19 protein-coding genes are annotated in these 24,994 nt (G+C 63.0%); 7 read left to right on the top strand and 12 right to left on the bottom strand.

All coding sequences use genetic code 11. The features are described 5' to 3' along the window. Positions 1–105: 105 nt before the first annotated feature. The 3 genes from KI243_RS26515 to KI243_RS26505 form a co-directional block, all read right to left on the bottom strand. Entirely contained in the window at positions 106–948 is an 843-nt protein-coding gene (locus KI243_RS26515) for an alpha/beta hydrolase (RefSeq protein WP_017126362.1), read from the bottom strand. A 224-nt stretch (positions 949–1,172) separates the two neighbouring features. After that, complete coding sequence (locus KI243_RS26510) at positions 1,173–2,792, bottom strand: FMN-binding glutamate synthase family protein (protein WP_178989752.1); 1,620 nt, start codon at positions 2,790–2,792, stop codon at positions 1,173–1,175. Positions 2,793–2,825: 33 nt separating this feature from the next. Beyond that, on the bottom strand, positions 2,826–3,626 hold the full coding sequence (locus tag KI243_RS26505; protein ID WP_017126359.1) for a LuxR C-terminal-related transcriptional regulator: 801 nt from the start codon (positions 3,624–3,626) through the stop codon (positions 2,826–2,828). A gap of 151 nt (positions 3,627–3,777) precedes the next feature. On the opposite strand from KI243_RS26505, the gene KI243_RS26500 reads away from it, so the two are divergent. Together KI243_RS26500 and KI243_RS26495 are read left to right on the top strand one after the other, a co-directional pair. Next, complete coding sequence (locus KI243_RS26500; protein ID WP_178989754.1) at positions 3,778–4,599, top strand: carbon-nitrogen hydrolase family protein; 822 nt, start codon at positions 3,778–3,780, stop codon at positions 4,597–4,599. 301 nt (positions 4,600–4,900) lie between these two features. After that, positions 4,901–6,226 carry an APC family permease gene (locus tag KI243_RS26495; protein WP_177084347.1) on the top strand — a complete coding sequence of 442 codons (1,326 nt, stop codon included), beginning with the start codon at positions 4,901–4,903 and terminating at the stop codon, positions 6,224–6,226. Between the two features lie 143 nt (positions 6,227–6,369). On the opposite strand, the gene KI243_RS26490 is transcribed toward KI243_RS26495, so the two are convergent. The 5 genes from KI243_RS26490 to KI243_RS26470 are packed head-to-tail and all read right to left on the bottom strand — an operon-like array spanning position 6,370 to position 14,718. Then, positions 6,370–7,779 carry an ATP-binding protein gene (locus KI243_RS26490; protein WP_212810069.1) on the bottom strand — a complete coding sequence of 470 codons (1,410 nt, stop codon included), beginning with the start codon at positions 7,777–7,779 and terminating at the stop codon, positions 6,370–6,372. After that, the gene (locus KI243_RS26485; RefSeq protein WP_177084349.1) at positions 7,776–9,590 is read right to left on the bottom strand and encodes a DAHL domain-containing protein; all 1,815 of its coding nucleotides are present in this window, start codon (positions 9,588–9,590) and stop codon (positions 7,776–7,778) included. Before KI243_RS26485 ends, KI243_RS26490 begins: the two co-directional genes overlap by 4 nt. Further along, positions 9,587–10,543, bottom strand: coding sequence for a cytochrome c peroxidase (locus tag KI243_RS26480; RefSeq protein WP_212810068.1), 957 nt, complete (start codon positions 10,541–10,543; stop codon positions 9,587–9,589). Before KI243_RS26480 ends, KI243_RS26485 begins: the two co-directional genes overlap by 4 nt. Before the next feature lie 36 nt (positions 10,544–10,579). Further along, positions 10,580–12,454: an EAL domain-containing protein gene (locus KI243_RS26475; RefSeq protein WP_177084353.1), complete on the bottom strand. Its 1,875-nt coding sequence runs from the start codon at positions 12,452–12,454 to the stop codon at positions 10,580–10,582. Further along, positions 12,454–14,718: an EAL domain-containing protein gene (locus KI243_RS26470; RefSeq protein ID WP_177119175.1), complete on the bottom strand. Its 2,265-nt coding sequence runs from the start codon at positions 14,716–14,718 to the stop codon at positions 12,454–12,456. The genes KI243_RS26475 and KI243_RS26470 overlap by 1 nt, the downstream gene beginning before the upstream one ends. Before the next feature lie 247 nt (positions 14,719–14,965). Here KI243_RS26470 and KI243_RS26465 point away from each other — a divergent pair, with 247 nt between their 5' ends. The 3 genes from KI243_RS26465 (at position 14,966) to KI243_RS26455 (ending at position 17,549) form a co-directional block, all read left to right on the top strand. Further along, on the top strand, positions 14,966–16,318 hold the full coding sequence (locus KI243_RS26465) for an HD domain-containing phosphohydrolase (RefSeq protein ID WP_177128493.1): 1,353 nt from the start codon (positions 14,966–14,968) through the stop codon (positions 16,316–16,318). 121 nt (positions 16,319–16,439) lie between these two features. Further along, positions 16,440–16,868 (top strand): NUDIX domain-containing protein, encoded by a 429-nt coding sequence (locus KI243_RS26460; protein WP_177128494.1) that lies wholly within the window; start codon positions 16,440–16,442, stop codon positions 16,866–16,868. Positions 16,869–16,910: 42 nt separating this feature from the next. Beyond that, positions 16,911–17,549, top strand: a complete 639-nt coding sequence (locus KI243_RS26455) for a LysE family translocator (RefSeq protein ID WP_017126349.1) — start codon at positions 16,911–16,913, stop codon at positions 17,547–17,549. Between the two features lie 15 nt (positions 17,550–17,564). Here KI243_RS26455 and metR read toward each other — a convergent pair whose 3' ends face one another. Beyond that, positions 17,565–18,482 (bottom strand): transcriptional regulator MetR, encoded by a 918-nt coding sequence (gene metR / locus KI243_RS26450; protein WP_042935381.1) that lies wholly within the window; start codon positions 18,480–18,482, stop codon positions 17,565–17,567. Between the two features lie 280 nt (positions 18,483–18,762). Here metR and KI243_RS26445 point away from each other — a divergent pair, with 280 nt between their 5' ends. Together KI243_RS26445 and KI243_RS26440 are read left to right on the top strand one after the other, a co-directional pair. After that, on the top strand, positions 18,763–19,755 hold the full coding sequence (locus KI243_RS26445) for an alpha/beta hydrolase (RefSeq protein WP_103033028.1): 993 nt from the start codon (positions 18,763–18,765) through the stop codon (positions 19,753–19,755). Positions 19,756–19,807: 52 nt separating this feature from the next. Next, a complete protein-coding gene (locus KI243_RS26440; RefSeq protein ID WP_042935330.1) occupies positions 19,808–20,464 on the top strand; it encodes a DsbA family oxidoreductase in 657 nt (218 codons plus the stop codon). A 212-nt stretch (positions 20,465–20,676) separates the two neighbouring features. Here KI243_RS26440 and KI243_RS26435 read toward each other — a convergent pair whose 3' ends face one another. From KI243_RS26435 to KI243_RS26425, 3 genes are read right to left on the bottom strand one after another with little or no spacing between them, the layout of a single operon-like run. Further along, positions 20,677–22,077, bottom strand: a complete 1,401-nt coding sequence (locus tag KI243_RS26435) for a sigma-54 dependent transcriptional regulator (RefSeq protein ID WP_177084363.1) — start codon at positions 22,075–22,077, stop codon at positions 20,677–20,679. Continuing rightward, positions 22,067–23,860, bottom strand: coding sequence for a HAMP domain-containing sensor histidine kinase (locus KI243_RS26430; RefSeq protein WP_042935329.1), 1,794 nt, complete (start codon positions 23,858–23,860; stop codon positions 22,067–22,069). The genes KI243_RS26435 and KI243_RS26430 overlap by 11 nt, the downstream gene beginning before the upstream one ends. Continuing rightward, positions 23,860–24,984, bottom strand: coding sequence for a GNAT family N-acetyltransferase (locus tag KI243_RS26425; protein WP_017126343.1), 1,125 nt, complete (start codon positions 24,982–24,984; stop codon positions 23,860–23,862). The genes KI243_RS26430 and KI243_RS26425 overlap by 1 nt, the downstream gene beginning before the upstream one ends. Positions 24,985–24,994: the final 10 nt, after the last annotated feature.

The following is a 24,994-nucleotide window of genomic DNA, read 5'->3' as shown; positions in this document are numbered from 1 at the left end:
ATTTTTCTGCCTACGCGCGCGAGGCGAGTCTTTGCGTGCGTTGACAGGCGTGGGGCCGGCCCACGAATCGGCCCGGGGGGGCGGTTCGCGGGCGGCTGCGGTGATCTACTTGTCGTCGAGGAAGTGCAGGAGGGCGGCATTGAACAATGCCGGATCCTGAAGGAACGCAAAGTGGCTGGCATTGGGCAGGATCAGCAGGCCCGCGCCGGGAATGGTCGCCGCCATGTACTCGGTATTCTCGCGCTTGATCGCCTCGTCGTGGTCACCGTCGACGATCAGTACCGGGGTCTTGATCTTCGCCAGGTCGGCGTCCGTCCAGTTCGGCTGGCTGGCCCACATATGGCCGATCTGTTCGACGAAGGCATCATATTCCCCGGGTGTCGGCGACAGCCTGGCGTATTCCTTGCCGGCCCGCTCGATGTAGGCGGCGAAGGTCGGGTTCTTCTCGACATTGTCTTTCACGCCCGCGGTCGTGCTGTTGGCGGCGAAGGCGAAGATCTTGCCGACACGCGTTGGATGACGCATGGCCAGGTCCAGGCCGAGGATCGCACCGTCACTCCAGCCGACGATGTCGGCCTTGGGGATTTTCAGGGTATCGAGGACCGCGACCACATCATCGGCCATCAGGTCGTAGCCGTAGGGTTGGGCATCGCGCGAGCTGCGCCCATGACCCCGGCTGTCAATGCTGATCACCGTGTGTTTCGCCGCCAGGGCCTTGACCTGGTTGCCCCAGTAATCGGAGTTGCCGAGGCCACCGTGCAACAGCACCACCGGGGAGCCGTGGCCGGTCCGTGTGTAGTAGAGCTTGATGCCGTTGACGGCGGCATAACCGGTTTTTGCACCGACGACAGGAGTCGGGGTCGGCGGCAGGGTTTCCCAGCGTTCGGCGGCCTGGGCCAGGGTGAACGACATCAACAGACAGACAGCAACCAGCAAGCGATTTCGCATCGTGATCTCCAGCTTGTGAGAGGGCGGGACTGGCAGCGCCATGGCCGGGTAAAGGGCAGGCGCCGCCTGATCATAGAACCGATGCCACCGGCAAACCGAGGTCCGTGCTGCATTGTTTATAAAAAGTTTAACAGCCCGCCCGCAGCCGACAGGTCGGTCATCGAGCGGTCTGCCTGATCGGCCTGACCGGTGCCCGGACCTTGCACCGGCCAGTCGTCACGGTCTCAGGCCGCGACGACTTCGTGGGGTTCGAAGCTGTCGGCCCGGGCCATCTGCCACATGCGCGAATAGAACTCGCCGTTGACTTCACCGGTGAGCAGTTCGCCCGGCTTGAGGAACACGTGCAGTTGCGAGAACAGCTTGATCTCGGTTGCCGACATCCGCCGGACCAGGTGCTTGGCTTCCAGCTGGGACGGGTGATCCAAGCCCGCCGCGGCGAGCATTTCCGCCAGGGCCTTCAGGGTGTTGCGATGGAAATTGAATACCCGCTGGGCCTTGTCCGGCACCACCAGGGCGCGTTGGCGCAAGGTGTCCTGGGTGGCGACGCCGGTCGGGCATTTGTTGGTGTGGCAGCTCTGCGACTGGATGCAGCCGATGGCGAACATGAAGCCGCGCGCCGAGTTGGCCCAGTCGGCGCCGATGGCGAGGACGCTGGCGATATCGAAGGCGCTGACGATCTTGCCGCTGGCGCCGAGCTTGATCTTGTCCCGCAGGTTCAGGCCGACCAGGGTGTTGTGCACGAACAGCAGGCCTTCGCGCATCGGTACGCCGATATGGTCGGTGAACTCCACCGGTGCCGCGCCGGTGCCGCCTTCCTTGCCGTCGACCACGATGAAGTCGGGGTAGATGCCGGTCTCCAGCATCGCCTTGGCGATGCCCATGAACTCCCATGGGTGGCCCAGGCAGAACTTGAAGCCCACCGGCTTGCCGCCGGACAGCTCACGCAACTGGGCGATGAACTGCATCAGTTCGAGCGGGGTCGAGAAGGCGCTGTGACGTGACGGCGAGATGCAGTCTTCGCCCATCATGATCCCGCGGGTCTCGGCGATCTCCCTGGTGACCTTGTGCTTGGGCAGGATGCCGCCGTGGCCGGGCTTGGCGCCCTGGCTCATCTTGATTTCGATCATCCGTACCTGCGGGTCCTGCGCCTGGGTGGCAAAGCGTTCCGGGTCGAAACGGCCGTCGGCGGTGCGACAGCCGAAATAGCCGCTGCCCAGTTCCCAGGTCAGGTCGCCGCCGTTTTCCCGGTGGTAGGGGCTGATGCTGCCTTCGCCGGTGTCATGGGCGAAGTTGCCGAGCTTGGCGCCCTGGTTCAGGGCCCGGATGGCGTTGGCACTGAGGGAGCCGAAGCTCATCGCCGAAATGTTGAACACAGAGGCCGAGTACGGTTGCTTGCACTGCGGCCCGCCGACGATCACCCGAAAGGCGCTGGGATCGCTCAACGGCGCGGGGCGCATCGAATGGCCGATGAATTCGAAGCCCGACTGGTACACGTCGATCAGGGTGCCGAAGGGCTTGTCGGCGCTTTCATTCTTGGCCCGCGAGTACACCAGCGAGCGCTGGGCACGGGAGAAGGGCAGGGCGTCGCTGTCGGATTCCAGCAGGTACTGGCGGATTTCCGGGCGGATGCCTTCGACCAGGTAGCGGATATTGCCCAGGATCGGATAGTTGCGGCGCACCGCGTGGGGACTCTGCAGCAGGTCGAACAGGCCCAGCAGGCTGAGCAGGCCGGTGACCAGGGTGAACGGCCAGAGCCAGTCATGTTCCAGGAACGGCAGGCTGGCGAGGGTGAAGATCACACAGCCGGCAAAGAAGGCGTAGCGGCTCAGAAGGGACAGGCTCATACGGTTTCCTTGGGTTCGGACTCATCAGGTCGGTCAGGCATTCTGCGCCTGGAGGAAAATCGAGAACAACTCGGATTGGGATTTGATCCCCAGCTTGCTGTACATGTGTTTCTTGTGGACTTTCACGGTTTCGATGGAGATTTCCAGCTTGCGGGCGATTTCCTTGCTCGAACAGCCGCTGAGCATCAGGCGCCCGACATCCAGCTCGCGGGCGGTCAGTTGCGCGCCCTTGAGTTGTTGTACCGAGGCTTCCAGCTGGATGCGCCAGTCGCCCTGTTGCGGTGTGGCCGGTACGGCGGTCTCTTCGTGGACCTCATGGGGCAGGCGCTGGCGCAACAAGCCCAGTACCCAGGGTTGTATCAGTGAGAGGAGGGCGATCTGCTCCGCGCTGAAACGACTGGTGGAGCCCAGCGACAGGCACAGGGTACGGTCGTCGTCGAGCTGGCAATTGAACTGGATTTCGTCGGCCACCACATTCAGACGAAAGTAGCGCTGGTAGTACTCGGTCAGTTCGAAGTGCTCCGGCGCCACTTCGGCCAGGCGATACAGGCCGGTGCGCGAGTACTCGCGGCTGGCGATGTAGAACGGGTCCAGCAGGTACAGGCCCTTGAGGTAATCCTGGAACAACTGGTCGGGACTGCCGTCTTCTCCCGGGCATTCGGCGAACACTTCCGGGCGCCGCTGGCTGCTGAACAGCAGGACCACCCAGCTGTCGAACGTCACGTACTGGTTGAGCAGGCGCACCAGTTGCGTCCAGAAGTTCGGCCGGTCGAGGGCTTCGATCATTTGCCCCACCGAGCGGTGCCAGGCGATGTCATCGAGGACAAGTGTCATTCGTCTACCCCTATCGAGTTACCCCGGCCGCGTAATTCCCATGGCCCGGCGTGGGTGCGCATACTGAGGCCACACGCAATGGCCGGGCACTTATTGTGCCAGCTCGGCGCCGTCATTGAGCTCTGCCTGCGACAGAAAACAAGGAATACCCATGAAAGTCGAACTTGCCCAGCTTGCTGGCCGGGACAACGATACAGCTTACAACCTCGAACGGGCACTCGCCGCCATCGCTGCCTGCGCCGCCGATACCCAGTTGATCGTGTTTCCGGAAACCCACCTGATGGGCTTCCCGTCCGCCGAGACCGTGGCCGCGATCGCCGAGCCGCTGGACGGCCCGACCGTGCAGGCAGTGGAGCAGGCCGCCCGCGAGCGCAACGTGGCGGTGGTCATTGGCATGGCCGAGAACGACAACGGCCAGTTCTACAACACCACCCTGATGATCACCCCGCAGGGCATCGCCCTACGCTATCGCAAGACCCACCTGTGGGCCTCGGATCGCGGTGTGTTCAATCCCGGCGATCGCTATGTGACCTGCGAGTGGAGCGGCGTGCGCGTCGGCCTGCTGATCTGCTACGACATCGAATTCCCGGAAACCGCCCGCGCCCTGGCGCAGCTGGGCGCCGAACTGTTGATCGTCACCAACGGCAACATGGACCCCTACGGGCCGACCCACCGCACCGCGATCATGGCCCGGGCCCAGGAAAACCAGGCTTTCGCGCTGATGGTCAACCGGGTGGAAGAGGGCGATGGCGGCCTGTTGTTCGCCGGCGGCAGTGCCCTGGTGGATCCGTTCGGGACCCTGCTCATGGAAGCCGGTCGCGAGGAAGGGCGGTTCAGCGTGCAGCTGGACCTGGGCCAACTGGCCGCGGCCCGGCGTGACTACCGTTATCTGGACGACCAGCGCCTGCGCTTGCCGGGCGAGGTCATCGAACACGCCAATGGCGTGCGGGAGTTGCTGATTCCGCAGATCTGATCGAGGGAGGCCCGGGCAGCGCTGTTGTGCTTCAGGGCCTCTTCGCGGGCAAGCCCGCTCCCACAGTGGCAGTGAGGCCTGGAGGGATGGGCCTGTCTGCAGGGCGCGATGCAAGGCCTGGAGGGATGGGCTTGTCTGCAGGGCGCGATGCAAGGCCTGTGGGAGTGGGCTTGCCCACGAAGGCGCCGGCCCCGACACCACAGGATCTGAATGCTGCACTCATAAGAATTTCGTAGTACCGCTGCACCTTTGCCGAACTCGGCTCTGCCATAAATCCAATAACATTCGGAGTAGTCGCCTCATGGCTCGTTTGCAACGCACCCTTTCGCTGGGGTCGGTGGTGCTGTTCGGCATCGCCTATATGACGCCGATCATTGTCCTCGGTACTTTCGGCATTCTCGCTCAATCCACGGCAGGCATGGTGCCGGCCGCCTATCTCGCGGCGCTGGTGGCGATGTTCTTCACCGCCATGAGCTACGGTCGCATGGCCGCGGCCTTCCCGGTGGCCGGCTCGGCCTACAGCTATGTGCGCAAGGCCATCAGCCCGAAACTCGGTTTTATCGCCGGCTGGGCGGTACTGCTCGACTATCTGTTCCTGCCGATGGCGATCTGGCTGATCGGCGCGGCCTACCTCAATTCGGCATTTCCCGCGGTACCGCAGGCGGTCTGGGTGCTGGCCTTCATCGTCATCACCAGCCTGATCAATATCGTCGGCCTGCGCCTGGCCAACGGCATCAACGCGTTGCTGATGCTGGTGCAGTTCCTGGTGCTGATGGCCTTTGTCGCCCTGGCCATCCACTATATCGGTGGTGACGCCAGCAAGCCGCTGTGGACCCTGGCGCCCTTCTTCAATGGCGACATGCAGATGCCGCTGGTGATGAGCGGCGCGGCGATTGCCTGCTATTCCTTCCTGGGCTTCGACGCGGTCAGCACCCTGACCGAGGAAACCCGCGACCCGCGCCGCACCATTCCACGGGCGATCATGCTGATCACCCTGATCGGTGGTCTGATCTTCGTCGGCGTGTCGTATTTCGTGCAGTTGGCCCATCCGGCGTTCGTGTTCGACAACGTCGACTCGGCGGCCTACGAGATCGCCCGCAATATCGGCGGTGACCTGTTCGTGACCATCTTCCTGATCGGCCTGATCGTCGGCCAGTTCGCCTCGGGTCTGTCGGCCCAGGCCAGCGGTTCGCGCCTGCTGTACGCCATGGGCCGCGACGGCGTGTTGCCGAAGGCGTTCTTCGGCAGCCTGAGCGAACGTTTCGGCACGCCGATCAACAGCATCCTGCTGTGCGCCGTGGTGGCCTTGCTGGCGCTGAAGCTGGACGTGACCACCTCGACCTCGTTCATCAACTTCGGTGCGTTCCTGGCCTTCAGCCTGGTCAACCTGTCGGTGATCTTCCACTACTGGATCGGTGGTGAGAAACGCGGTCCGCGCGAGTTGCTGCTGTTCCTGATCTGCCCGCTGATCGGCCTGCTGGCGGACCTGTGGCTGATGGTCAGCCTCGATCACCTGGCGATCTACCTGGGCGTCAGCTGGCTGGCAATCGGCCTGATCTACCTGGCGTTCCTGACCGGCGGCTTTCGCAAGCAGCCACCGGAGATGGATTTCCAGGAAGCCAACTGAGCCAGGGCCTGGCCCTTGCTTGATCGTTTCCACGCTTTGCGCCCGCTTTTGTGACGCGGAGCGTCACGGGCTGCATTCCCACGCAGAGCGTGGGAACGATCAAACCTTTGCTGCGCGTGGGAACGATCAAAGGGTGGGAACGATCATGTGCCGGTCTTGCTCTGGCGGATCGGCAGCTCGACCCTGAAGGTCGTGCCTGTTCCCAACTCGCTGCGTACCGAAATCTGCCCGGCGTGTTTCTGCACGATGCCATAGGACAGTGACAATCCCAGCCCGGTGCCCTGGCCGACCGGCTTGGTGGTGAAGAACGGATCGAAGATCTTCTGCACGGTTTCCGGCGCCATGCCGGAACCGGTATCGGCCACCTCCAGCCAGACGCGGTCCCCCGCGACCCCGCCGAGCAGGCTGATGGTGCCGCGTTCCGGGCCTATCGCCTGGGCGGCATTGACCACCAGGTTCATGATGACCTGGTTGATCTGCGAGGGCAGGCATTCGATTTCCGGCAGTCCGGCGTAGTCCTTGATCACATCGGCCTTGTACTTGAGCTCGTTGGCAACGATGTTCAGGGTGGATTCGATCCCCTGCTGGAGATTGCTCCACTGCCACTCCTGGGTCGAGTCGACCCGGGAGAAGTTCTTCAGGTCCTTGACGATCTGCCCGACCCGCCCGATGCCCTCCTTGGACTCCTTGATCAGCAACGGGATATCTTCCTTGAGAAAATCCAGTTCGATTCTTTCGCGCAAGGCCTGCAGGCGCGCGAGCAATTCGCTCGAAGCGATGCCTTCCTCGGCGCCGCGGTAGGCGTCGAGCATTTCTTGCAGTTGGTTGAAATAGCCATCGAGGGTGCCGAGGTTGGAGCCGATGAAACCGATGGGGTTGTTGATTTCATGGGCGACCCCGGCGGCCAGCTGGCCGAGGGAGGCGAGTTTCTCCGACTGCACCAGCTGGCTTTCGAGCTGCTTGCGCTCGTCGATCTCGTGCTGCAGGGCCTGGCTCGCCTGCCTGAGGGCCAGGGTGCGCTGTTCCACCAGGTCTTCGAGGGTGTGCATCTGCAGGTTGGCGCGCTGGGTCATTTCCCATTTGTTGGTCAGGGTATTGGCCAACTGCTGGACCTCGATATTGTCGAAGGGCTTTTTCAGGATCAACAGCCGGTCATGGCCGTGCAGGCGCTCCAGCAACTCTTCCCAGGAATAGTCGGTATAGGCGGTACAGACCACCACCTGCAGGTTCGGGTCGACTTTCCACAGGTGCTCGATGGTTTCGGCACCGTCCCAACCCTGGGGCATGCGCATATCGACGAATGCCAGCGCATAAGGCCGTTCATGGGCCAGGGCGTACTCGATCTTGGCCAGGCCTTCCTGGCCACCATAGGCGGAGTCGAGTTCAAACGGCTGGCGACTGTCGGCCTTGACCTCGTGGCCGAACAGCGCCGCTTCCATCAGGTCGAGGTCCGGGCTTTCGTCCGCGGCCGGCATCAGTATCTTGCGAAAGTCATCGTGGATCGACGGTGTGTCGTCCACCAGCAGGATGCGACGGTTCGAGTGCGTTGTCATGAGACCCCCACGGCGGTTTTCAATGGCAATTCGAGGGTGAAGACAGCGCCTTTTCCAGGGCCGTCGCTATGGGCGGTGAGGTGTCCGTTCATCTCTATCGCGGCCAGGGCGCAGCTGTGCAGGCCGAAGCCGTGGCCGTCCTTGCGGGTGGTGAAACCGTGGGCGAAGATGCGCGTCATGTTCTCCGGCAGGATGCCTTCGCCGTCGTCCTTGACGCTGATATGCAGGGTCGAGCCCTCGACCACCCGGACCTGCAGGGTCAGCTTGCGAGCCCGGTCGGACAGGCTGGACATCGCCTGCTTGGCATTGCTGATCAGGTTGATCAGGATCAGCAGCATGCGGTGCTTGTCGGCCATCACCTGGGGCACATCCTCGTAGTCGCGGACCACGGTGACATTGTGCCGGGTCAGGGCGCCGGAGTTCATGCGCAGGGCATCTTCGAGCAGCTCGCCGATGTGCAGCGGTTCTTCGAGGCTGGAGACCCCGGCATAGGATTGCTGGGTGGAGACGATGTCCTTGATGTGGTCGACGCTTTTGCTCAGCTGGACCAGCTCGTCGGCCATGCCTTGCTGTTCCGCGGCAATGGCCTCGACCAGCTGGTTGAGGTAGCCCGGCAGCAACTTGCCCTTTTCGTCACGGGTCAGGAACTCGCCGAGATCATCACGATGCTCGTTCATCAGCGCGACCGCCCGGCCCAGGCCCAGCGCCTTGCTGGTGCGCAGCTTGCGGGCCACCAGGTCGGCGGAGATGTTCACGCTGTTGAGCACGTTGCCGACGTTGTGCAGCACGTTGGTGGCGATCTCGGCCATGCCGGCGTGGCGGGCGGTGTCCATCAGTTCGCTCTGCGCCTCGCGCAGTTCGCGGGTACGTTCCTCGACCCGTTGCTCCAGGTGCTCGTTGGCGGTCTGCAGGTCCCGGTTGATCTGGTTGATCTGCGCATAGCTGCGAACCAGGCGGCTGGCCAGGTACAGCAGCAGGACGACCATCAGGGCGGAGAAGATCAGCAGGTACAGATGATACTGCTGGTCGACGCGGTCGGCGCTCTGCTGGTCCTGGTTCAACTGGTCGGTGATCGCATCCAGGCTTTCGGACACCGGGACGGCGGCGATCTCGTCGAGCAGGGTGTTGACCAGGGGTTGCTCGCGCAGGATCAGTTGCACATGGTTGAGCAGGATCTCCATCGGCACCTTGAAGTCCGCCGGCAGGCGCTGCTGGTCGACCGTGACCTGGTTGATCCCCAGGAGAATGCTGTTGGCGCGATCTTCCGTGGTGCTCTGGGCAAACTCCAGGGTGCTGAGCAACAGGTCGTAGATGTCATTGGAAGTGGCCTGGAGCATCAGTTTGTCGTAGTCCTGGAGCCCGCTGAGCTGACGCTGGATGTCGTCTTCGGCGGTCGGCAGGAAGGCCAGCGAGTTGCGCAGCACGGCGTTGTGGGACTTGAACTGTTCGACCAGCCGGGTTTTCTCCGAGAGTGCCTGGCTCAGGGTCGCCCGACGTTCCTTCCAGGCGCCCGGATCATCTTTCGGCTGGTTCAGCGCTGTCGCTTCGAACGTATGCAGCAGGGTCTTCATGTCGACCTGGGGCTTGATCAGCGGATCGTAATTACGCGCGACGGCAATCCTGGCCTTGAGGATTTCCGTGTCCCAGCGCGCGTCCAGTTGCTTGACCTGGGCAATCAGGTCGCGGGCTCCGGCGTAGTCCTGGGATGTGTCGGGGCGTGACATGAGGTACAGAAACACCAGCACCGACGCCAGTACGAGGGTGAGCAGCGGCAAGAGCACGCGGTTCAACAAGCGACGGGTCAGTATCATAGCGGCTTGCCTCCCAGTTCTCCGGTCAGTGTCTTGAGAAACAGGATGATCAGGCGCTTGTCCTCGGCGGAGGGAATGCGCCCCAGTTGATAGGTGAACATCACGCTGACCGCCTCATCGAGGGTCTTCGCCGAGCCATCATGAAAGTACGGTGCGGTAAGGGCGACGTTGCGCAGGCTCGGGACCTTGAACACATAGCGGTCTTCCTCGGCCCCGGTGGTCAGGTAGCGTCCCAGGTCGGCCTCGGTCGGATTGCCGCGGGCCTGGAAATAGTCGCCCATCACGCCGAATTTCTGGAACATGTTGCCGCCGATATTCACCCCCTGGTGGCAGGCGATGCAGCCGTAGTCCTTGAAGCGCTGGTAGCCGTATTTCTCGTCGAGGCTGAGGATTTCGGTGTTGCCCAGCAGGTACTGGTCGAACCGCGAGTTGGGCGTCAGCAGGGTCCGTTCGTAGCTGCTCAGGGCGTTCTGCACGTTGACGGCGCTCACGCCATCGGGATAGGCGCCGCGAAAGGCCGCCTGGTACGCCGGGTTCTTGACCAGGACGTCGATGATGTTCGGCCAGCTGTTGCCCATCTCGATCGGGCTGCGCACCACTTCCTCGACCTGGGCTTCCAGGCTCTCGGCGCGTCCGTTCCAGAATTGCCGGAAGTTCAGCGCGGCATTGAGTACGGTCGGGGTATTCACGCCGACCGTCGCGCCATGAAAACCGATGGAAAACGGCTTGTCGTCGGCACCGCCTTTTTCCAGTTGATGGCAGGTGGCGCAGGACACGCTGCCATTGATCGACAGGCGCTTCTCATTGAACAACTGGCGACCCAGTTCCACCCGGCGCGGGTCCTGTTGCGGAATATCCGGCAGGGGCTTGAGCGGTTCATCGAGGGGCGCAGCCAGGACGGGCAGGCACAGCGCTGTCCAGAGCAACAACACAAGCGTTCCAGGTGATGACATCGCGTGCTTCCTTGGCGGTAAGGGCTGTGGTGTCAATCAGTCGTGTCGCGGCGTTTCGAATCGCCGGTCCTTCAACAGGCGGGCAAACTCATCGGCCGCGACGGCCTTGCTGAAGTAATAGCCCTGGCCTTCCTCGCAATGATGGGCCTTGAGGAAGTTCAGTTGTTCAAGGGTTTCCACGCCCTCGGCGATAATGTTCAGGTTCAGGCTCCTGCCCAGGCTGATGATCGCGTCGACCAGTGCCGCATCGTTGCCTTCGCCCTTGAGATTGAGCACGAACGACTGGTCGATCTTCAACACGTCGATGGGGAAACGCTGCAGGTAGCTGAGGCTGGAGTAGCCGGTGCCGAAATCATCGATGGCCAGGCGGATGCCCAGGGCCTTGATGGCATGCAGCAGTTCGATCGTTGCCTCGACATTCTGCATCAGCACGCCTTCGGTGATTTCCAGTTCCAGCCGTTTCGGGTCCAGGCCGGTTTCCTCCAACACCTCTTGGATACCTTCGAGAAAACCTCGCTGTCGGAAGTCAATGGCCGAGATGTTGACGGAGATGATGATCGGGTCGAGTCCTTCCCGTTGCCAGCTTTGGGCCTGGGCACAGGCCTGGCGCAATACCCAGCGGCTCAGGGGCACGATCAGGCCACTGTCCTCGGCCACCGGAATAAAGTCCGCGGGATAGACCCAGCCGCGCTCCGGGTGTCGCCAGCGGATCAATGCTTCGGCGCCGACCACCCTACCGTGGCTCAGTTCCAGCTTGGGTTGGTAGTGCAGCACGAACTCATCGCGTTCCAGGGCCTGGCGGATACCGGACTCGATGGACTGCTGTTCGCGGGCCCGCAGGTTCATGTCCTCGATGAAAAAGGCGAAACCGCTGGGCCCGTGCTCCTTGGCGCTGCGCATGGCGGTTTCGGCCTTCTTGATCAGGCTCAGCGCATCCACGCCATCGCCAGGGAAGAGACTGATACCCAGGCTTGCGGTGACCCGCAGATCATGCCCGGCCACTTCCAGGGGCGTATTCACGGCGGCCAGGGCCTTTTCGGCGATACCCTTGGTCTGGTGGGGGTGGGCGATATCGGGCAGCAGCAGGACAAACTCGTCGGAGCCGTAGCGAAACACCGAATCCGACTGGCGCAACGCGCCGATCAGGCAGCGCGCCACATGCTTGAGCATTTCATCGCCGGCCGGATGACCGAGTGCGTTGTTGATGCGCTTGAAGCGATCGAGGCCGAGGAACATCACCGCCACCTGTTCGTCGTGGCGCCGGGCCAGGGCGATGGCCTGGCCCAGCCGGTCGCCGAGCAGGGTGCTGTTGGGCAGTTCGGTCAACACATCGAATTGCAGCAGGCGCGAGACCTGCAACAATTCCTGGACCCGCTCCTCGATCGTGCGCTCCAGGTCGGACATGCGCATGGCCATGTCCTGGGCGAGTTGCCATTTCCAGGTCAGGGCACTGGCCATCTGGCGGATTTCCAGGCTGTCGAAGGGCTTTTTCAGGATCAGCAACTGGTCGCCGAACTCCAGGCGGTCGGCCATGGATTCCCAGGAGTAATCCGAATAGGCGGTGCACAGGGCGATCTGCAGGTCCGGGGCAACTTTCCACAGCCGCTCGATGGTTTCCAGGCCGTCCCAGCCCGGCGGCATGCGCATATCGATAAAAGCCATGGCGTAGGGGCGGCTGGCGGCCTGGGCGAGCTTGACCAGTTCCAGGGCTTCCTGCCCCTGGTAGGCCGAGTCCAGTTCGAACGTCTGGCGCTCGGGTCTGGAAACACCGAACAGCAGGGTTTCGGTGGAATCCAGGCTCAGTTCGTCGTCCTGCTCCGGACCGAGGATCTTGCGAAAGTCATCATGAATCGAGGTGGTGTCGTCGATGATCAGAATGCGCCGATTGGCGGCGCCGGCCAGGACGTTCATCACGGTACCTCGCGATCGTGCGGCGTTTCAGGGTTGATATTGCCCGCCTGCAACAACTGCGAGGCGTGCTGGCTGTCGACGGCCTTGCTGAAGTAATAGCCCTGGGCGTTCATCGGCGAACCGGTGGAAATCAGCGAGCTGCGCTGCTCGAGGGTTTCCACCCCTTCGGCGATGATGCCGATGCCCACTTCCCGGGCGAAGTTGATGATGGCGCGCAGGGTATTGGCGCTCTCCGGATCCTGGGTCGCGTGACGGATGAACGACTGCGCCAGTTTCAGGTGATTGACCCGGTAGGTCCTCAGGTAGTCGAACGACGAGTAGTCGGTGCCGAAATCGTCGATGGCGATCTTCACCCCGAGTTCGCGCAATTGCGGCAGCACGTCGTTCTGTGTCCATTTGGTCTGGGCCAGGGTCGCCTCGGTGACATCGAACTCCAGGTCCGCGGGCGAAATACCCCAGCGGGTGGTGGTTTCGACCACGTCGCGAACCAGTTCACCACCACTCTTGAGTTGGACCAGCGACAGGTTGATCGCGATCACCGGCGGAGCCATGCCTTCGTCGCGCCATTGGCGCATCTGCCGGCAGGCCCGGTCCAGCACCCAGTGCCCGAGGGCGACGATGGTGCCGGTCTTTTCCGCCGCCGGAATAAACACATCGGCACCGAGCAGACCGCGTTCGGGGTGGTTCCAGCGCACCAGTGCCTCCATGCCGAGGATCTTGCCGCTGGCCAGGTCGACTTCGGGCAGGTAGTGCAGTTCCAGTTCATCGTGTTCGATGGCATGTTTCAGGTCATTGGCAATGGCGACCCGCTCGGTGACTTCCTGATTGATCTCCTCGGAATGGAAGTGGTACTGGTTGCGACCCTGTTCCTTGGAACGGTACAGCGCCATGTCGGCCTGGACCAGCAGGGTATCGGCGCTTTCGCTGTCCGGGGCGTAGGTGCTGATGCCGATGCTGACGGAAATCCGCACGTCGTTGCCGTCGAGTTGGTAGGGCTCGACCAGGGCATTGCGGATTCTCGCTGCCAAGGCACCGGAATGGGCCGGGTCGCTCATCTCGGTCTGCAGCACCGCGAACTCATCGCCGCCCAGGCGTGCCACCACATCGCTGTCGCGGGTACAGGCCTTGATGCGGCGGGACACTTCCTGGAGCAGCAAGTCGCCGACAGGATGGCCGAGGGTGTCGTTGATGCGCTTGAAATGGTCCAGGTCGAGATAGAACACCGCGAATGGCGAGGCCCCGCGCTGGGCGGCGGCGAAGCTCTGGTGCAGGCGTTCGATCATGGTCGAGCGGTTGGCCAGCCCGGTGAGCCCGTCGGTGCGGGCGAGCAGGGCGATCTTTTCCTCGGCCACCTTGCGCTCGGTGATATCGATGATGATGCCTTCTACCTCGAGCAGACGGCCTTCGCCATCGCGCACCGGCACATAACGGTTCTCGACCCAGCGCCAGTGACCATCGCCCGTGCGCAGGCGGTATTCGATGGAGGCGCCCTGGGCGTCCTTGTCCAGTACCCGGGCCATGGCCGTGTCGACCTTGGTCTGGTCCTCGGCATGAATCAGCACCTGACGCCAATCCTCCGAGCCCACCAGGTCCTTGGCCACATGCCCGAACTTGGTGATGTTGTGGGAGATGTACATCAGTGGAAACGATGGCTCGCCCCGCAGGCGGTAGAGGATGGTCGGGCTGTTTTGGACGATGATATTGGCATCGGACAGTTCGCGGGTACGCTCCTCGACGGCCTGTTCGAGCTGGTCCATTTTCAGGGCCGCGTCCTCGGTCATCTGCCATTTGGCGGTCAGGGCGCTGGCGAGCTGGCGGATCTCGATCGCATCGAACGGTTTTTTCAGGATCAACAGGCGATCGCCCATGTCGACACGCTCGTTCATGTCCTCCAGCGAGTAATCGGAGTAGGCGGTGCACAGGGCGATCTGCAGCTTGGGATCGACCTGCCAGAGTCGCTCGATGGTTTCCAGGCCGTCCCAGCCGGGCGGCATGCGCATGTCGATAAAGGCCATGGCATAGGGACGTTCCTCGGCCAGCGCCTGCTCGACCCGGGCCAGGCCGTCCTGGCCCTGGAACGCCGAGTCCAGCTCGAACGCGTATTGCGCACGGGTGACGGGAGTACCGAACAAGGCTTCCTCGGCCGATTGCAGATCGTCTTCGACGACGTGCGGGCAGAGGATCTTGCGGAAATCTTCGTGGATCGACGCCGTATCGTCGATGACCAGGATGCGCCGGTTGCTGCGGTCCGCCGTGCTGTTCATCGCAGGGCTCGGATCATATGATTGTCGAAATGTACCGAATGCATGCAGAAATCCTTTCCCGGTGGGCACACAGCGACTGCGCGCTCGACTGCCTGGAGCATAGATCGGCTTGCACACACCTGTCGAAATAGTTGCGTTGATCGGTGGTCGAGGCGGCCATAAAAATCTACCCTAAGGGCGAAGACAGGGATCGTCGGCCATTTAGAGATCCCGCACGCGAAAGTCCTATGCTGACATGAGGTGCTCCATGGATGAATCCACCGCCGGTTCCGTGACCAGACCCCGTGTTCTGCTGGTCGATGACGAAGAATCGATTCTCAATAGCCTGCGACGCCTGTTGCGCAGCCAGCCCTACGAGCTGTTCCTCGCCAATAGTGGAGCCAGTGCCCTGGAAATCATGGCCGGGCAGCCCATCGACCTGGTCATCAGCGATGCGCGCATGCCCAACATGGATGGCGCCACCCTGCTGGCGAGCATCCATGAGCTGTATCCCTCCACGCTGCGGATCCTGCTGACCGGTTATGCCGATATGGACATGATCATCAAGGCGATCAACGAGGGGCAGATCTATCGCTATATCAGCAAACCCTGGAACGACGAGGAACTGATGCTGACGGTGCGCCAGGCCCTGGCGTTCCAGCATTCAGAAAGCGAGCGCCAGCGCCTGCAGGCGCTGGCCCGGGAACAGAACCAGCAGTTGCAGACGCTCAACGCGACCCTGGAAAAACGCGTGCTGGCACGCACCAGCGAAGTCCAGCAGACCGCCGACATGCTCGACCTGGCCTATGAGGAACTCAAGCGCAGCTATGCGGTGACCGCCGAGGTGTTTTCGCGGATGGTCGAGTGGCGCCTGCCCCAGGACAAGCAGACCAACCGGGCGATCATCGATCTGGTGAAGGCCTGGTGCAAGGCCCATGAGCTGGACGAGGCCGATACCCGCAACCTGGCCATGGCGGCGGCGTTGCACAACATCGGCAAGATGAGCTGGACCGACGGCATGATGGGCGCGCCGGCGGACCTGCTGCACCATACCGATCGTGAGCGTTATCGTGGTTATCCGAAGCAGAGCGAATCATTGCTGATGACCCTGGAGCCGATGCAGGACGCGGCCCGCTTGATTCTTCATCATCAGGAGCGCTGGGATGGCAGTGGTTTCCCCGATCACCTCAAGGGCGAGGCGATTCCCCTCGGCGCGCGGGTGCTGAAACTGGCCGTCGATTTTGTCGAGTTGCAGCGTGGGCTGATTCTCGAACGGCATCTGAACAGCGACGAGGCCCTGGTGTTCATCCGCAAGTATGCGGGGCGCCTGTACGACCCGGAACTGGTCGAGGCGTTCGTCAAGGTCTGTGCCGACCACCTGAGCGATGTCACCGCTGGCGATCCGAGCGTCAAGGTACTGGGCACCCGCGAGCTGGTGGCGGGCATGATCCTGGCGCGCAACCTGAATGCCGACAACGGCATGCTGCTGCTCAATGCCGGCAAGGTACTGAGTGGCCTGCTGGTGGAGAAGTTGATCAGCTTCGAGGCGATGGAGAAAGCCAAGTACAGCGTCTTCGTCAAGGTGCCCGAAGAGGTGGCGCTACTGGAGCAGGAGACCTGAATCCGATCCGATAACCTGTAGGCGCCGGGGGAGTATTCGCCTTGACCGACAGGTTCAGGGCTTGCCTGCCGGCCGCCCCGGATGTGATCCTGCCGGCTTTTTTCAGGACCGTGCCGAGACCATGACCGCCTTTTCCGCTTCCCGGACCATCCGTATCGCCGCCGCCCTGCTGATCGGCCCCGACGGCCGGACCCTGCTGGTACGCAAGCGTGGCACCCAGGCTTTCATGCAGCCCGGGGGCAAGATCGAAGCCCATGAACAGCCGGCCGCGGCCCTGGTCCGCGAGCTTGAGGAAGAGCTGGGGCTGCGCGTCGATCCGGCTGCCGCCCGCTACCTCGGGCAGTTCTGCGCGCCGGCCGCCAACGAACCTGGTTTCGATGTGAGCGCCGAGCTGTTCCTGCTCGATATCGGCGAAGCGGTCGAGCCTGCGGCCGAGATCGAGGAGGTGGTGTGGATCGATCCGGCCACCGACGGCAATCTGTGCCTGGCGCCATTGACACGGGACCTGATCCTGCCGTTCTATCGTGCCTCGCTGCAGGCTCCTGCCTGATCCCAGTGGAACCTGACTTGTTTTGTCGACCAAGGACTGTCCATGATTCCCGCCCAAGAGTTGCTGCTGTTCGCTGCCGCCAGTCTGTTGATGGTCCTGACTCCGGGACCGAACATGATCTACCTGATCTCCCGCTCGATCTGCCAGGGACCCAAGGCCGGGGTGGTGTCGCTGCTCGGGGTGGTGGGCGGTTTCTTCGTTCACCTGTTTGCCGCGGCGGCGGGGCTGACGGCGGTGTTCATGGCCGTGCCGGTGGCCTATGAAGTGCTCAAGTGGGCCGGTGCGCTGTACCTGCTGTGGCTGGCCTGGCAGGCCCTCAAGCCGGGTGCCCGCTCGCCGTTCGAGCCCCGCCAGTTGCCACCGGACTCGTCGGCGCGGCTGATCGCCATGGGCTTTCTCACCAGTGCCCTGAACCCGAAGATCGCGGTGTTCTACCTCTCGGTGTTTCCGCAGTTCATTACCCCGGAGCACGGTTCGGTATTTGCCCAGAGCCTGATGCTCGGTGTCACCCAGATCAGCGTGAGTTTCACCGTCAATCTGCTGATCGCACTGTTTGCCGGCGGCCTCGCCACCTGGTTCATGCACAACCCGCTGTGGCTGGCGGTGCAACGTTACTTCATGGGCTTCGTCCTGGCCGGGCTGGCCGTGCGCCTGATGCTCGAGCAACGCCGTACCGCTTGAACAGGGTGTGGCGCGTCAGCGCACCGCGCTGACGCCGTCCAGGGTCGAGAACGAGGTGTCCTTGGCCGTCAGCAGGAAGTCGCGCATATAGGGGGCATCGAGCATGTCCGCGCGGATGGCCGCGTACAGCGTGGCGAACAGGCCTTTCTCACCCAGGCGCTTGGCCTTCACATAACCCCGTGAGCTGTACTCATGCAGTGCCCAGTGGGGCATGCCGCAGACACCGCGGCCGCTGGCCACCAGCTGCATCATCATCACTGTCAGTTCCGAGGTGCGCACCTGCGCCGGCTCGATATCGGCCGGTTCCAGGAAGCGTGTGAAGATATCCAGCCGATCGCGCTCCACCGGGTAGGTGATCAGGGTTTCCTTGAGCAGGTCCTCGGGCACGATATACGCCTTGTTCGCCAGGGCGTGCTGGTTGGCGACCGCGAGCATCGCCTCGTAGGTGAACAGCGGGACATAGGTGATGCCCGCCAGTTCCAGCGGATCGGAGGTCACCACCAGATCCAGGTCGCCGCGTGCCAGGGCCGGCAGCGGGGCGAAGGAAAACCCGGAGGCCAGGTCCAGTTCGACTTCCGGCCAGGCATCGCGGAACTGGTCGATGGTCGGCATCAGCCACTGGAAACAACTGTGGCATTCGATCGCCATGTGCAGCCGCCCCGCGGTGCCACCGGCCAGTCGCGCGATATCCCGTTCCGCCCCACGCAGCAGCGGCAGGGTGGCATCCGCCAGTTGCAGCAGGCGCAGGCCGGCGCTGGTGAAGCGTACCGGCTTGGTCTTGCGCACGAACAATGGCATGCCCAGGCGTTCCTCCAGTTCCTTGAACTGGTGGGACAGGGCCGACTGCGTCAGGTGCAGGCGTTCGGCGGCCTCCACCAGGCTGTCGGCTTCACGCAGGGCGTGCAGGGTTTTCAAGTGACGGATTTCCAGCACCAGGGGCTCCATGAGCAAAGTTTGTAATGAGCGCGCAGGGGGTGAGTTTGTCTCATGCTGGGGCGGCTGTCGACGGGTAGCGATCGGCCTGCCGGGGACGGTGGTGCCTTATCGCTCAAGCCGACTTCCACTGGGGTGGGCGACACAAGGCGCGGGTCGCTAGACAAAAAAAGCGCCACTGGGCAATCTTCATCAAACTGTCATTGAACTGTGGCAGCGCGCTTGAACAAATTTCATCAGACTCGCGCTCCACTGGGGTTCTGCGTTTTGGTGTTTTTTCATGCGTGTAGTTATTTTCCTGGCCGCACTGTTGTTCGGCCTGCCGTCCTTTGCGGCTTCTCGATGCGATGTCAATGTTCCAACCGAGCATGTCGACCTGGATCAGGTCAGCCTGGCCTACCAGAGCATTGGTCGTGCCTCGGATCCGGCCTTGTTGCTGATCATGGGCCTGGGCGGGCAGTTGATCCACTGGCCGGACGAAGTGGTGGTCGCCCTGTGCCAGCAGGGTTTCCGGGTGATCCGCTATGACAACCGCGATGTCGGCCTGTCGAGCTGGCGACAGGCGCCGGCGAGCGCCAACCTGACGTTCGAGGTCCTGCGTTACAAGCTCGGTCTGCCGGTGGCGGCGCCGTACAGCCTGACCGATATGGCCGGTGATGCGCTGGGCTTGATGGATGCCTTGCAGATCGAACAGTTCCACGTGCTCGGCGCGAGCATGGGCGGAATGATCGCCCAGCATGTGGCGGCGATGGCGCCGCAACGGGTCGAGAGCCTGACGCTGGTGATGACCAGTTCCGGTGCCGAAGGCCTGCCGGCGCCGAATGCGGCCCTGGTGCAGTTGCTGTCGCGGCGCAGTGCGCCGAATCGCGAGGTGGCGATCGAGCAGCAGGCCGATCTGCTGGCGGCGCTGGGCAGTCCCGAGGTCCGCGATGACCGGCACAAGCTGTTGCAGCAGGCGGCGACCTCCTATGACCGGGCGTTCAATCCGGAAGGGGTGAAGCGCCAGATCATGGCGATTCTCGCCGAACCGAGCCGGGTGCCGCTGCTGAATCAGCTGCGGGTGCCGACCCTGGTGGTGCATGGTACGGCCGATCCGTTGTTGCCGGTGATGCACGGCGTGCACCTGGCGGCCCATATCCAGGGCAGCCAGTTGGTGCTGATCCCGGGGCTGGCCCATCGTTTCCAGGAGGCATTCAAGGCGCCATTGCTGGCGGCGGTGCTGCCGTACCTGCGGGCGCACCAGCAGGATGTCAGCCACTGGGCGCAACTCTGAGGCGGGTGTATCGTGCAGGCTTTACGGCGAATCAACGCCTGTGAGGTTGATCATGAGTACCCCGTTGAAAATCGATTTTGTCAGTGATGTGTCCTGCCCCTGGTGCGTGATCGGCCTGCGCGGCCTGACCGCGGCGCTGGATCGCCTGGGCGCCGAGGTCCAGGCCGAGATTCACTTCCAGCCGTTCGAGCTGAACCCGAAGATGGGCGCCGAAGGGCAGAACATCACCGAGCACATCACCCAGAAATACGGCTCGACGCCGGAGCAGTCGCAGAAAAACCGCGAGATGATCCGTGAGCGCGGGGCCGAGGTGGGCTTCAGTTTCAGGACCAGCGGCGACAGCCGTATCTACAACACCTTCGATGCCCATCGGCTATTGCATTGGGCCGGCCTGGAAGGGCGCCAGTACAACCTCAAGGAAGCCTTGTTCAAGGCGTACTTCACCGACCAGGGCAACCCGTCCGATCACGCCCAGTTGAGCCTGATCGCCGAGAGCGTCGGCCTGGATCGCCAGCGTGCCGAAGCGATTCTCGCCTCCGACGAGTACGCCGCCGAGGTCCGTGAACAGGAGCAATTGTGGGTGTCGCGCGGGGTGAGCTCCGTGCCGACCATCGTCTTCAACGATCAGTATGCGGTGAGTGGCGGGCAGCCGGTGGAGACCTTTGTCGGTGCGATCCGGCAGATCATTGCCGAGTCCGCGAAGGCCTGACCTTGATGGGGGGGTGGGCTCTGTAGGAGGGGGCTTGCCCCCGAAGCTTTTGGCGCCCTTTAGGGCCTCTTCGCGGGCAAGCCCGCTCCCACAAAAGCCTGCTCCCACACAAGCCAATTCCACTCCCGCCCCTCTCACAGAGCTCCTTTCTGCGAGCCCCCTCTCACAGAATTCCTCCCACAGGTGTCTGCTACCGTCGCTGCCCAGGATGTTCAGCGAATGATCTTGTCCACCTGGATCGCCAGCTTCTTCAGGCGATACCAGAAGCTGCGCTCGGAAATCCCGATCATCTGCGCCGCCGCGGCCTGGACCCCATTGGTTTCATGCAGCGCGGCGAGGATGTAGGCCTTCTCCACTTCCGCCAACGCCGCATCCAGGTCCTTCGGCACCGCGGCGCCGACGTTCAAGGCCGCCGCCGTGTTGCCCGGTTCCGCTGACGGTGGGGCAAACAGGTAGGCCGGCAGGTCGCTTTCCTCGATCACCGGGCTGGCGGCGACAATGGTCGCCCGCTCCACGCAGTTCTGCAGCTCGCGGATATTGCCCGGCCAGCTGTAGTTGGCCATGGCTTGCATGGCCTGCGGGCTGAAACCGCTGATGCGCTTGCCGGCGCTGGCCCCCAGCGAGTGGGCGAAATGCCGGGCCAGCGGGGCGATGTCCTCGACCCGCTCGCGCAGGGAGGGCAGGGGAATCGGGAAAACGTTCAGGCGGTAGTACAAGTCTTCGCGAAACTCCTTGTTCGCCACCGCTTCGAGCAGGTTCTTGTTGGTCGCGGCAATCACCCGCACGTCGACCTTGCGTTCGCGCGGGTCCCCCACCGGTTCGATCACCCGCTCCTGCAGGGCCCGCAGGATCTTCGCCTGCAGGGCCAGCGGCATATCGCCGACTTCATCGAGAAACAGCGTGCCCTTGTCCGCCTGCATGAAGCGCCCGACACGGTCGGAGACGGCGCCGGTGAAGGCGCCCTTGCGGTGGCCGAACATCTCGCTTTCCAGCAGGCCTTCGGGAATGGCCGCGCAGTTCACCGCGACAAACGGCTTGTCGGCGCGGTTGCCGTGCTTGTGGATCGCCCGGGCGACCATTTCCTTGCCGGTCCCGCTCTCACCGGTCAGCAGGATGGTGGCGTTGCTGTCACGGACCGAGTCCACTGCCTGCAGGACCCGGCGAAAGGCCGGGCTGTCGCCCACCAGGCTGTCGATCTGCTGGTGTTCGTCGAGTTCGGCGCGCATCCGCGCGTTATCCCGCAGGATGTCGCGAAACTGCAGGGCCTTGCTGACGGTGATATCCAGTTCGTCGATATCGAAGGGCTTGGCGATATAGTCGAAAGCACCGTTGCGCATCGACTGCACGGCATTTTTCACGGTGCTGTAGGCGGTCATCACGATGACCGGCAACTGCGGGAAGCGCAGCTTGATCTCGGCCAGCAACTGCGGGCCGTCCATGCCGGGCATGCGCCAGTCGCTGATGACCAGGTCGATGTCTTCCTGATCCAGTACCACCAGGGCCTGGATGCCGTTGCCGGCGGTGAATACCTGGATCTCGTTCTGGCTCAGGGCCGAGCTGAGCAGGTCGCAGAGCTTGGGTTCGTCATCGACCACCAGGACCTTATGCGTCATCGTCGTGTTCCTCGTCATCCTCGACATCCAGGTCTTCGCCATGGGCCGGAATGTACAGCTTGAAGCTGGCGCCTGCATCTTTCTCGCTGATGCATTCGATCCGTCCGTCATGGTTTTCCATGATCGAGAAGACTTTCGCCAGGCCCAGGCCGGTGCCCGAGGCCTTGGTAGTGACAAACGGCGTGAAGATCCGTTCGATCATGTCCGGTTCGATACCCTGGCCGGTGTCGGAGACGCTGATGATGGTGTTTTCCTGGTCCTTGGCAATGCCCAGGGTCAGGCGGCCGCCCTTGGGCATGGCGTCGATGGCATTGAGGATCAGGTTCAGGCAGGCCTGTTTCAGTTGCCGGGCATCGGCGTACAGGGTCGCGCCGGGTGCCTGGTCGTCGATCCGCGCATCGATGTTGTGGGTGGCCAGTTCCGGTGCGCAGAAGCCGAGGATCTCCTCGGCCAGCTCCCGCGCCGGCTGGATCGAGCGAATCGGCGCGCTCGGCTTGGCGAAGTCGAGGAACTCGGTAATCAGGTCGTTGATCCGCGACACTTCGCTGATCACGTATTCCAGGTGGCGCTTGTCGGTATCCGGCAGGTTGGCCCGGCGGTGCAGCAACTGGGTGGCGGTCTTGATGATGCCCAGCGGGTTGCGGATCTCGTGGGCCAGGCCCATGGCGACCTCGCCCAGCGCGTGCAGGCGATCGCGGCGGCGCAACTGGGCCTCGAGGTGATGCAGCTCGCCCAGGCGCTCGGTCATGTGGTTGAAGGTGTGGCTCAGTTCGGCCAGCTCGTCGCTGCCGGTCACCGGGATACGCTTGCTGTAGTTGCCGGAGATCACCGCCCGCACGCCTTCGGACAGGCCGCGCAGGGGCTGGGTCAGGCGTTGCGAGACCAGCCAGCCGACGCTCAGGGACAAGGCCGAGCCCATCAGGAAGATCAGGATGAACAGGTTGCTCTGGTTGACCAGCCCGACCAGGCTGCTGTGGCGCAGCAGGCCACTGAAGATCACCCCCTGCAGGTCGCCGGTATCGTTGAAGATCGGCCAGTACAGGCCGCTGTAGCGGCTGGTGAACAGTTCGCTGGGCAGGCGGGTGTCACGCAGGGTCTTTTCGATTTTCGCCGGGATCTGCAGCGGGTGATCCTCGAAGCGCTGGGTCGAGAAGATCTCGGAAAAGCCCTTGGAGTTCGCAAGGTACAGGCGCAGGTCGAGGGAGTGCACGTCGGCCACGCTGTTGAGGAAGCTGCTGTCCAGGTAGGTGGCGATCAGCAACTGGTAGTCGACGCCTTCCTGCGAGGTCTGGAAGGTCGAGACAACCACGCCGGTCGGCACCCCGGCGACCTTGATGGTCTGCAGGACCGCGTTGGGCGCCAGGCTGATCTGGCTGACGATATCGTCGGGCTCGGTGGTGAACACCACCTTGTGGTCCTGGGTGCGGATCAGCGCCACCAGGTCGATGCCCATGGCGTCGGCGATGTCGGCGGTGAGCTTGTCGTGCTTGGCGGCCTGGCGCGAGGTCGGCGGCCGGGTGTAGAGCAGGAACAGCTGGGCGACCCGGGCGTTGTCGCGCTGGATCTCGCTGATCTCGTCCTTGACGATCTTGGTCGACTCCTGCAGCCAGATGCGCACGTTGCTGTCGAAGATCTGCGACAGGGTGGTCGCCGCCAGTTCGGCGGCGATCATGGTCGGCACCACGCTGACCAGCCAGAACGCCAGCAGCAGTTTGCGTTGCACACTCCAGCGCGAGATCGAGAAGGGGCGACGTTTACGGCGGCGTTCTGGAGTGGAAGTCATCAGGTTTCGCTTATCGCAGCAGCCATGGCAGGGTCGAATCGGTCCGGGCGGATAAACAGTTTGACCAGTCGTAGGACATTGTTGATCAGCCAGTTGCGATGGTGAAAGAACAGGTTGTTGCCCTGGAAGGTACAGCCCAGGCGAATCTTGCTGGCATAACCGGCCTGACCGCATTCGTACAGGGGAATCCCCTCGCGGATACAGTATTCGACATTGGCCAGCCAACTGCGGAAATACAGGTTGTGCTCGCGGCTCTGGTTCGGGTCATGGCCGAAGAACTTGTCGATCAGCCGCTCCCCATCCAGCAGGATCAGGTTGAACGCCACCAGTTGCTCGTCGATCCAGTAAAGGACACAGGCGGCACGTTCGTCCAGGTGTTCCAGCACGCTGGTGAAGTAATCCGCCGGCAGGCGTTCGAACTGGGTTTCGCTGCGTTCCAGGGTCGCCTCGTACAGTCGCATGATCTGCGGCAGGACGTCATCGATATTGCGCCGCCATTCGATCCGCGGCCCCGGTGCCCGCAGCTTGCGCCGCAGGTCCTTGCGGGTGGACTTGCCCAGGGTGCCCAGGTACGCGTCGACCGAACCGAAGGGGATCGGCAACAGGGCGCTCGGCAGGCTGAGCACCTTCTGGAACCCGGCAGCCTTGCAGCTGGCGCTCCAGTCATCGTCGGCGCTGGGCGCGTCCTTGACCGCGGTCAGGCGGATCCGGAGGGTGGCGGCATCGTCGCGGGCCAGGATCAGCAGGCGCTCCAGCAGTTCCTGGCGCCGTTGCACCGGGACGTGGCTGGCAATGCCGGCACTGCATCGCTCCGCCACCGGCGAGCCGATGGCGTAGAGCGGGAATTCGAGCACGCCCGGCAGGATCCTGTTGATCCAGCCGGTAATGCGTTTACTGGTGCCTTGCACCGTGGTGTCGAGCTTGTAGCGGGTAATGAAGGCGGGGGCGACCGCCAGCAGCCGATCGTCTTCGAAGAGCGCCAGGTAGCGCCATTCGAAGTCGTCGATGCGGGCTTTCTCCACCGCCAGGTAGTACTCCCAATTCTCCAGCGCACCCGGGAAACAGTCGTTCCAGGCTGCGCGTTCAATCGCCTCGATGCTAGAGAAGGCTTGGGCGGTAATCACGGGTCTTTCC

Source organism: Pseudomonas sp. Ost2, from assembly GCF_018326065.1.
GTDB lineage: Bacteria > Pseudomonadota > Gammaproteobacteria > Pseudomonadales > Pseudomonadaceae > Aquipseudomonas > Aquipseudomonas gingeri.
Note: the sequence above shows the minus strand (reverse complement) of the source record. Positions and strands in the feature narration are given on the sequence as shown.

Coding starts and splice junctions, on each gene's coding strand:
- KI243_RS26475 (WP_177084353.1), bottom strand. CDS start 12,454: ATGAACGTCCTGGCCGGCGCCGCCAATCGGCGCATTCTGATCATCGAC.
- KI243_RS26505 (WP_017126359.1), bottom strand. CDS start 3,626: ATGACACTTGTCCTCGATGACATCGCCTGGCACCGCTCGGTGGGGCAA.
- KI243_RS26515 (WP_017126362.1), bottom strand. CDS start 948: ATGCGAAATCGCTTGCTGGTTGCTGTCTGTCTGTTGATGTCGTTCACC.
- KI243_RS26455 (WP_017126349.1), top strand. CDS start 16,911: ATGATTCCCGCCCAAGAGTTGCTGCTGTTCGCTGCCGCCAGTCTGTTG.
- KI243_RS26485 (WP_177084349.1), bottom strand. CDS start 9,590: ATGATACTGACCCGTCGCTTGTTGAACCGCGTGCTCTTGCCGCTGCTC.
- KI243_RS26500 (WP_178989754.1), top strand. CDS start 3,778: ATGAAAGTCGAACTTGCCCAGCTTGCTGGCCGGGACAACGATACAGCT.
- KI243_RS26470 (WP_177119175.1), bottom strand. CDS start 14,718: ATGAACAGCACGGCGGACCGCAGCAACCGGCGCATCCTGGTCATCGAC.
- KI243_RS26480 (WP_212810068.1), bottom strand. CDS start 10,543: ATGTCATCACCTGGAACGCTTGTGTTGTTGCTCTGGACAGCGCTGTGC.
- KI243_RS26460 (WP_177128494.1), top strand. CDS start 16,440: ATGACCGCCTTTTCCGCTTCCCGGACCATCCGTATCGCCGCCGCCCTG.
- KI243_RS26435 (WP_177084363.1), bottom strand. CDS start 22,077: ATGACGCATAAGGTCCTGGTGGTCGATGACGAACCCAAGCTCTGCGAC.
- KI243_RS26510 (WP_178989752.1), bottom strand. CDS start 2,792: ATGAGCCTGTCCCTTCTGAGCCGCTACGCCTTCTTTGCCGGCTGTGTG.
- KI243_RS26440 (WP_042935330.1), top strand. CDS start 19,808: ATGAGTACCCCGTTGAAAATCGATTTTGTCAGTGATGTGTCCTGCCCC.
- KI243_RS26465 (WP_177128493.1), top strand. CDS start 14,966: ATGGATGAATCCACCGCCGGTTCCGTGACCAGACCCCGTGTTCTGCTG.
- KI243_RS26490 (WP_212810069.1), bottom strand. CDS start 7,779: ATGACAACGCACTCGAACCGTCGCATCCTGCTGGTGGACGACACACCG.
- KI243_RS26445 (WP_103033028.1), top strand. CDS start 18,763: ATGCGTGTAGTTATTTTCCTGGCCGCACTGTTGTTCGGCCTGCCGTCC.
- KI243_RS26495 (WP_177084347.1), top strand. CDS start 4,901: ATGGCTCGTTTGCAACGCACCCTTTCGCTGGGGTCGGTGGTGCTGTTC.
- KI243_RS26430 (WP_042935329.1), bottom strand. CDS start 23,860: ATGACTTCCACTCCAGAACGCCGCCGTAAACGTCGCCCCTTCTCGATC.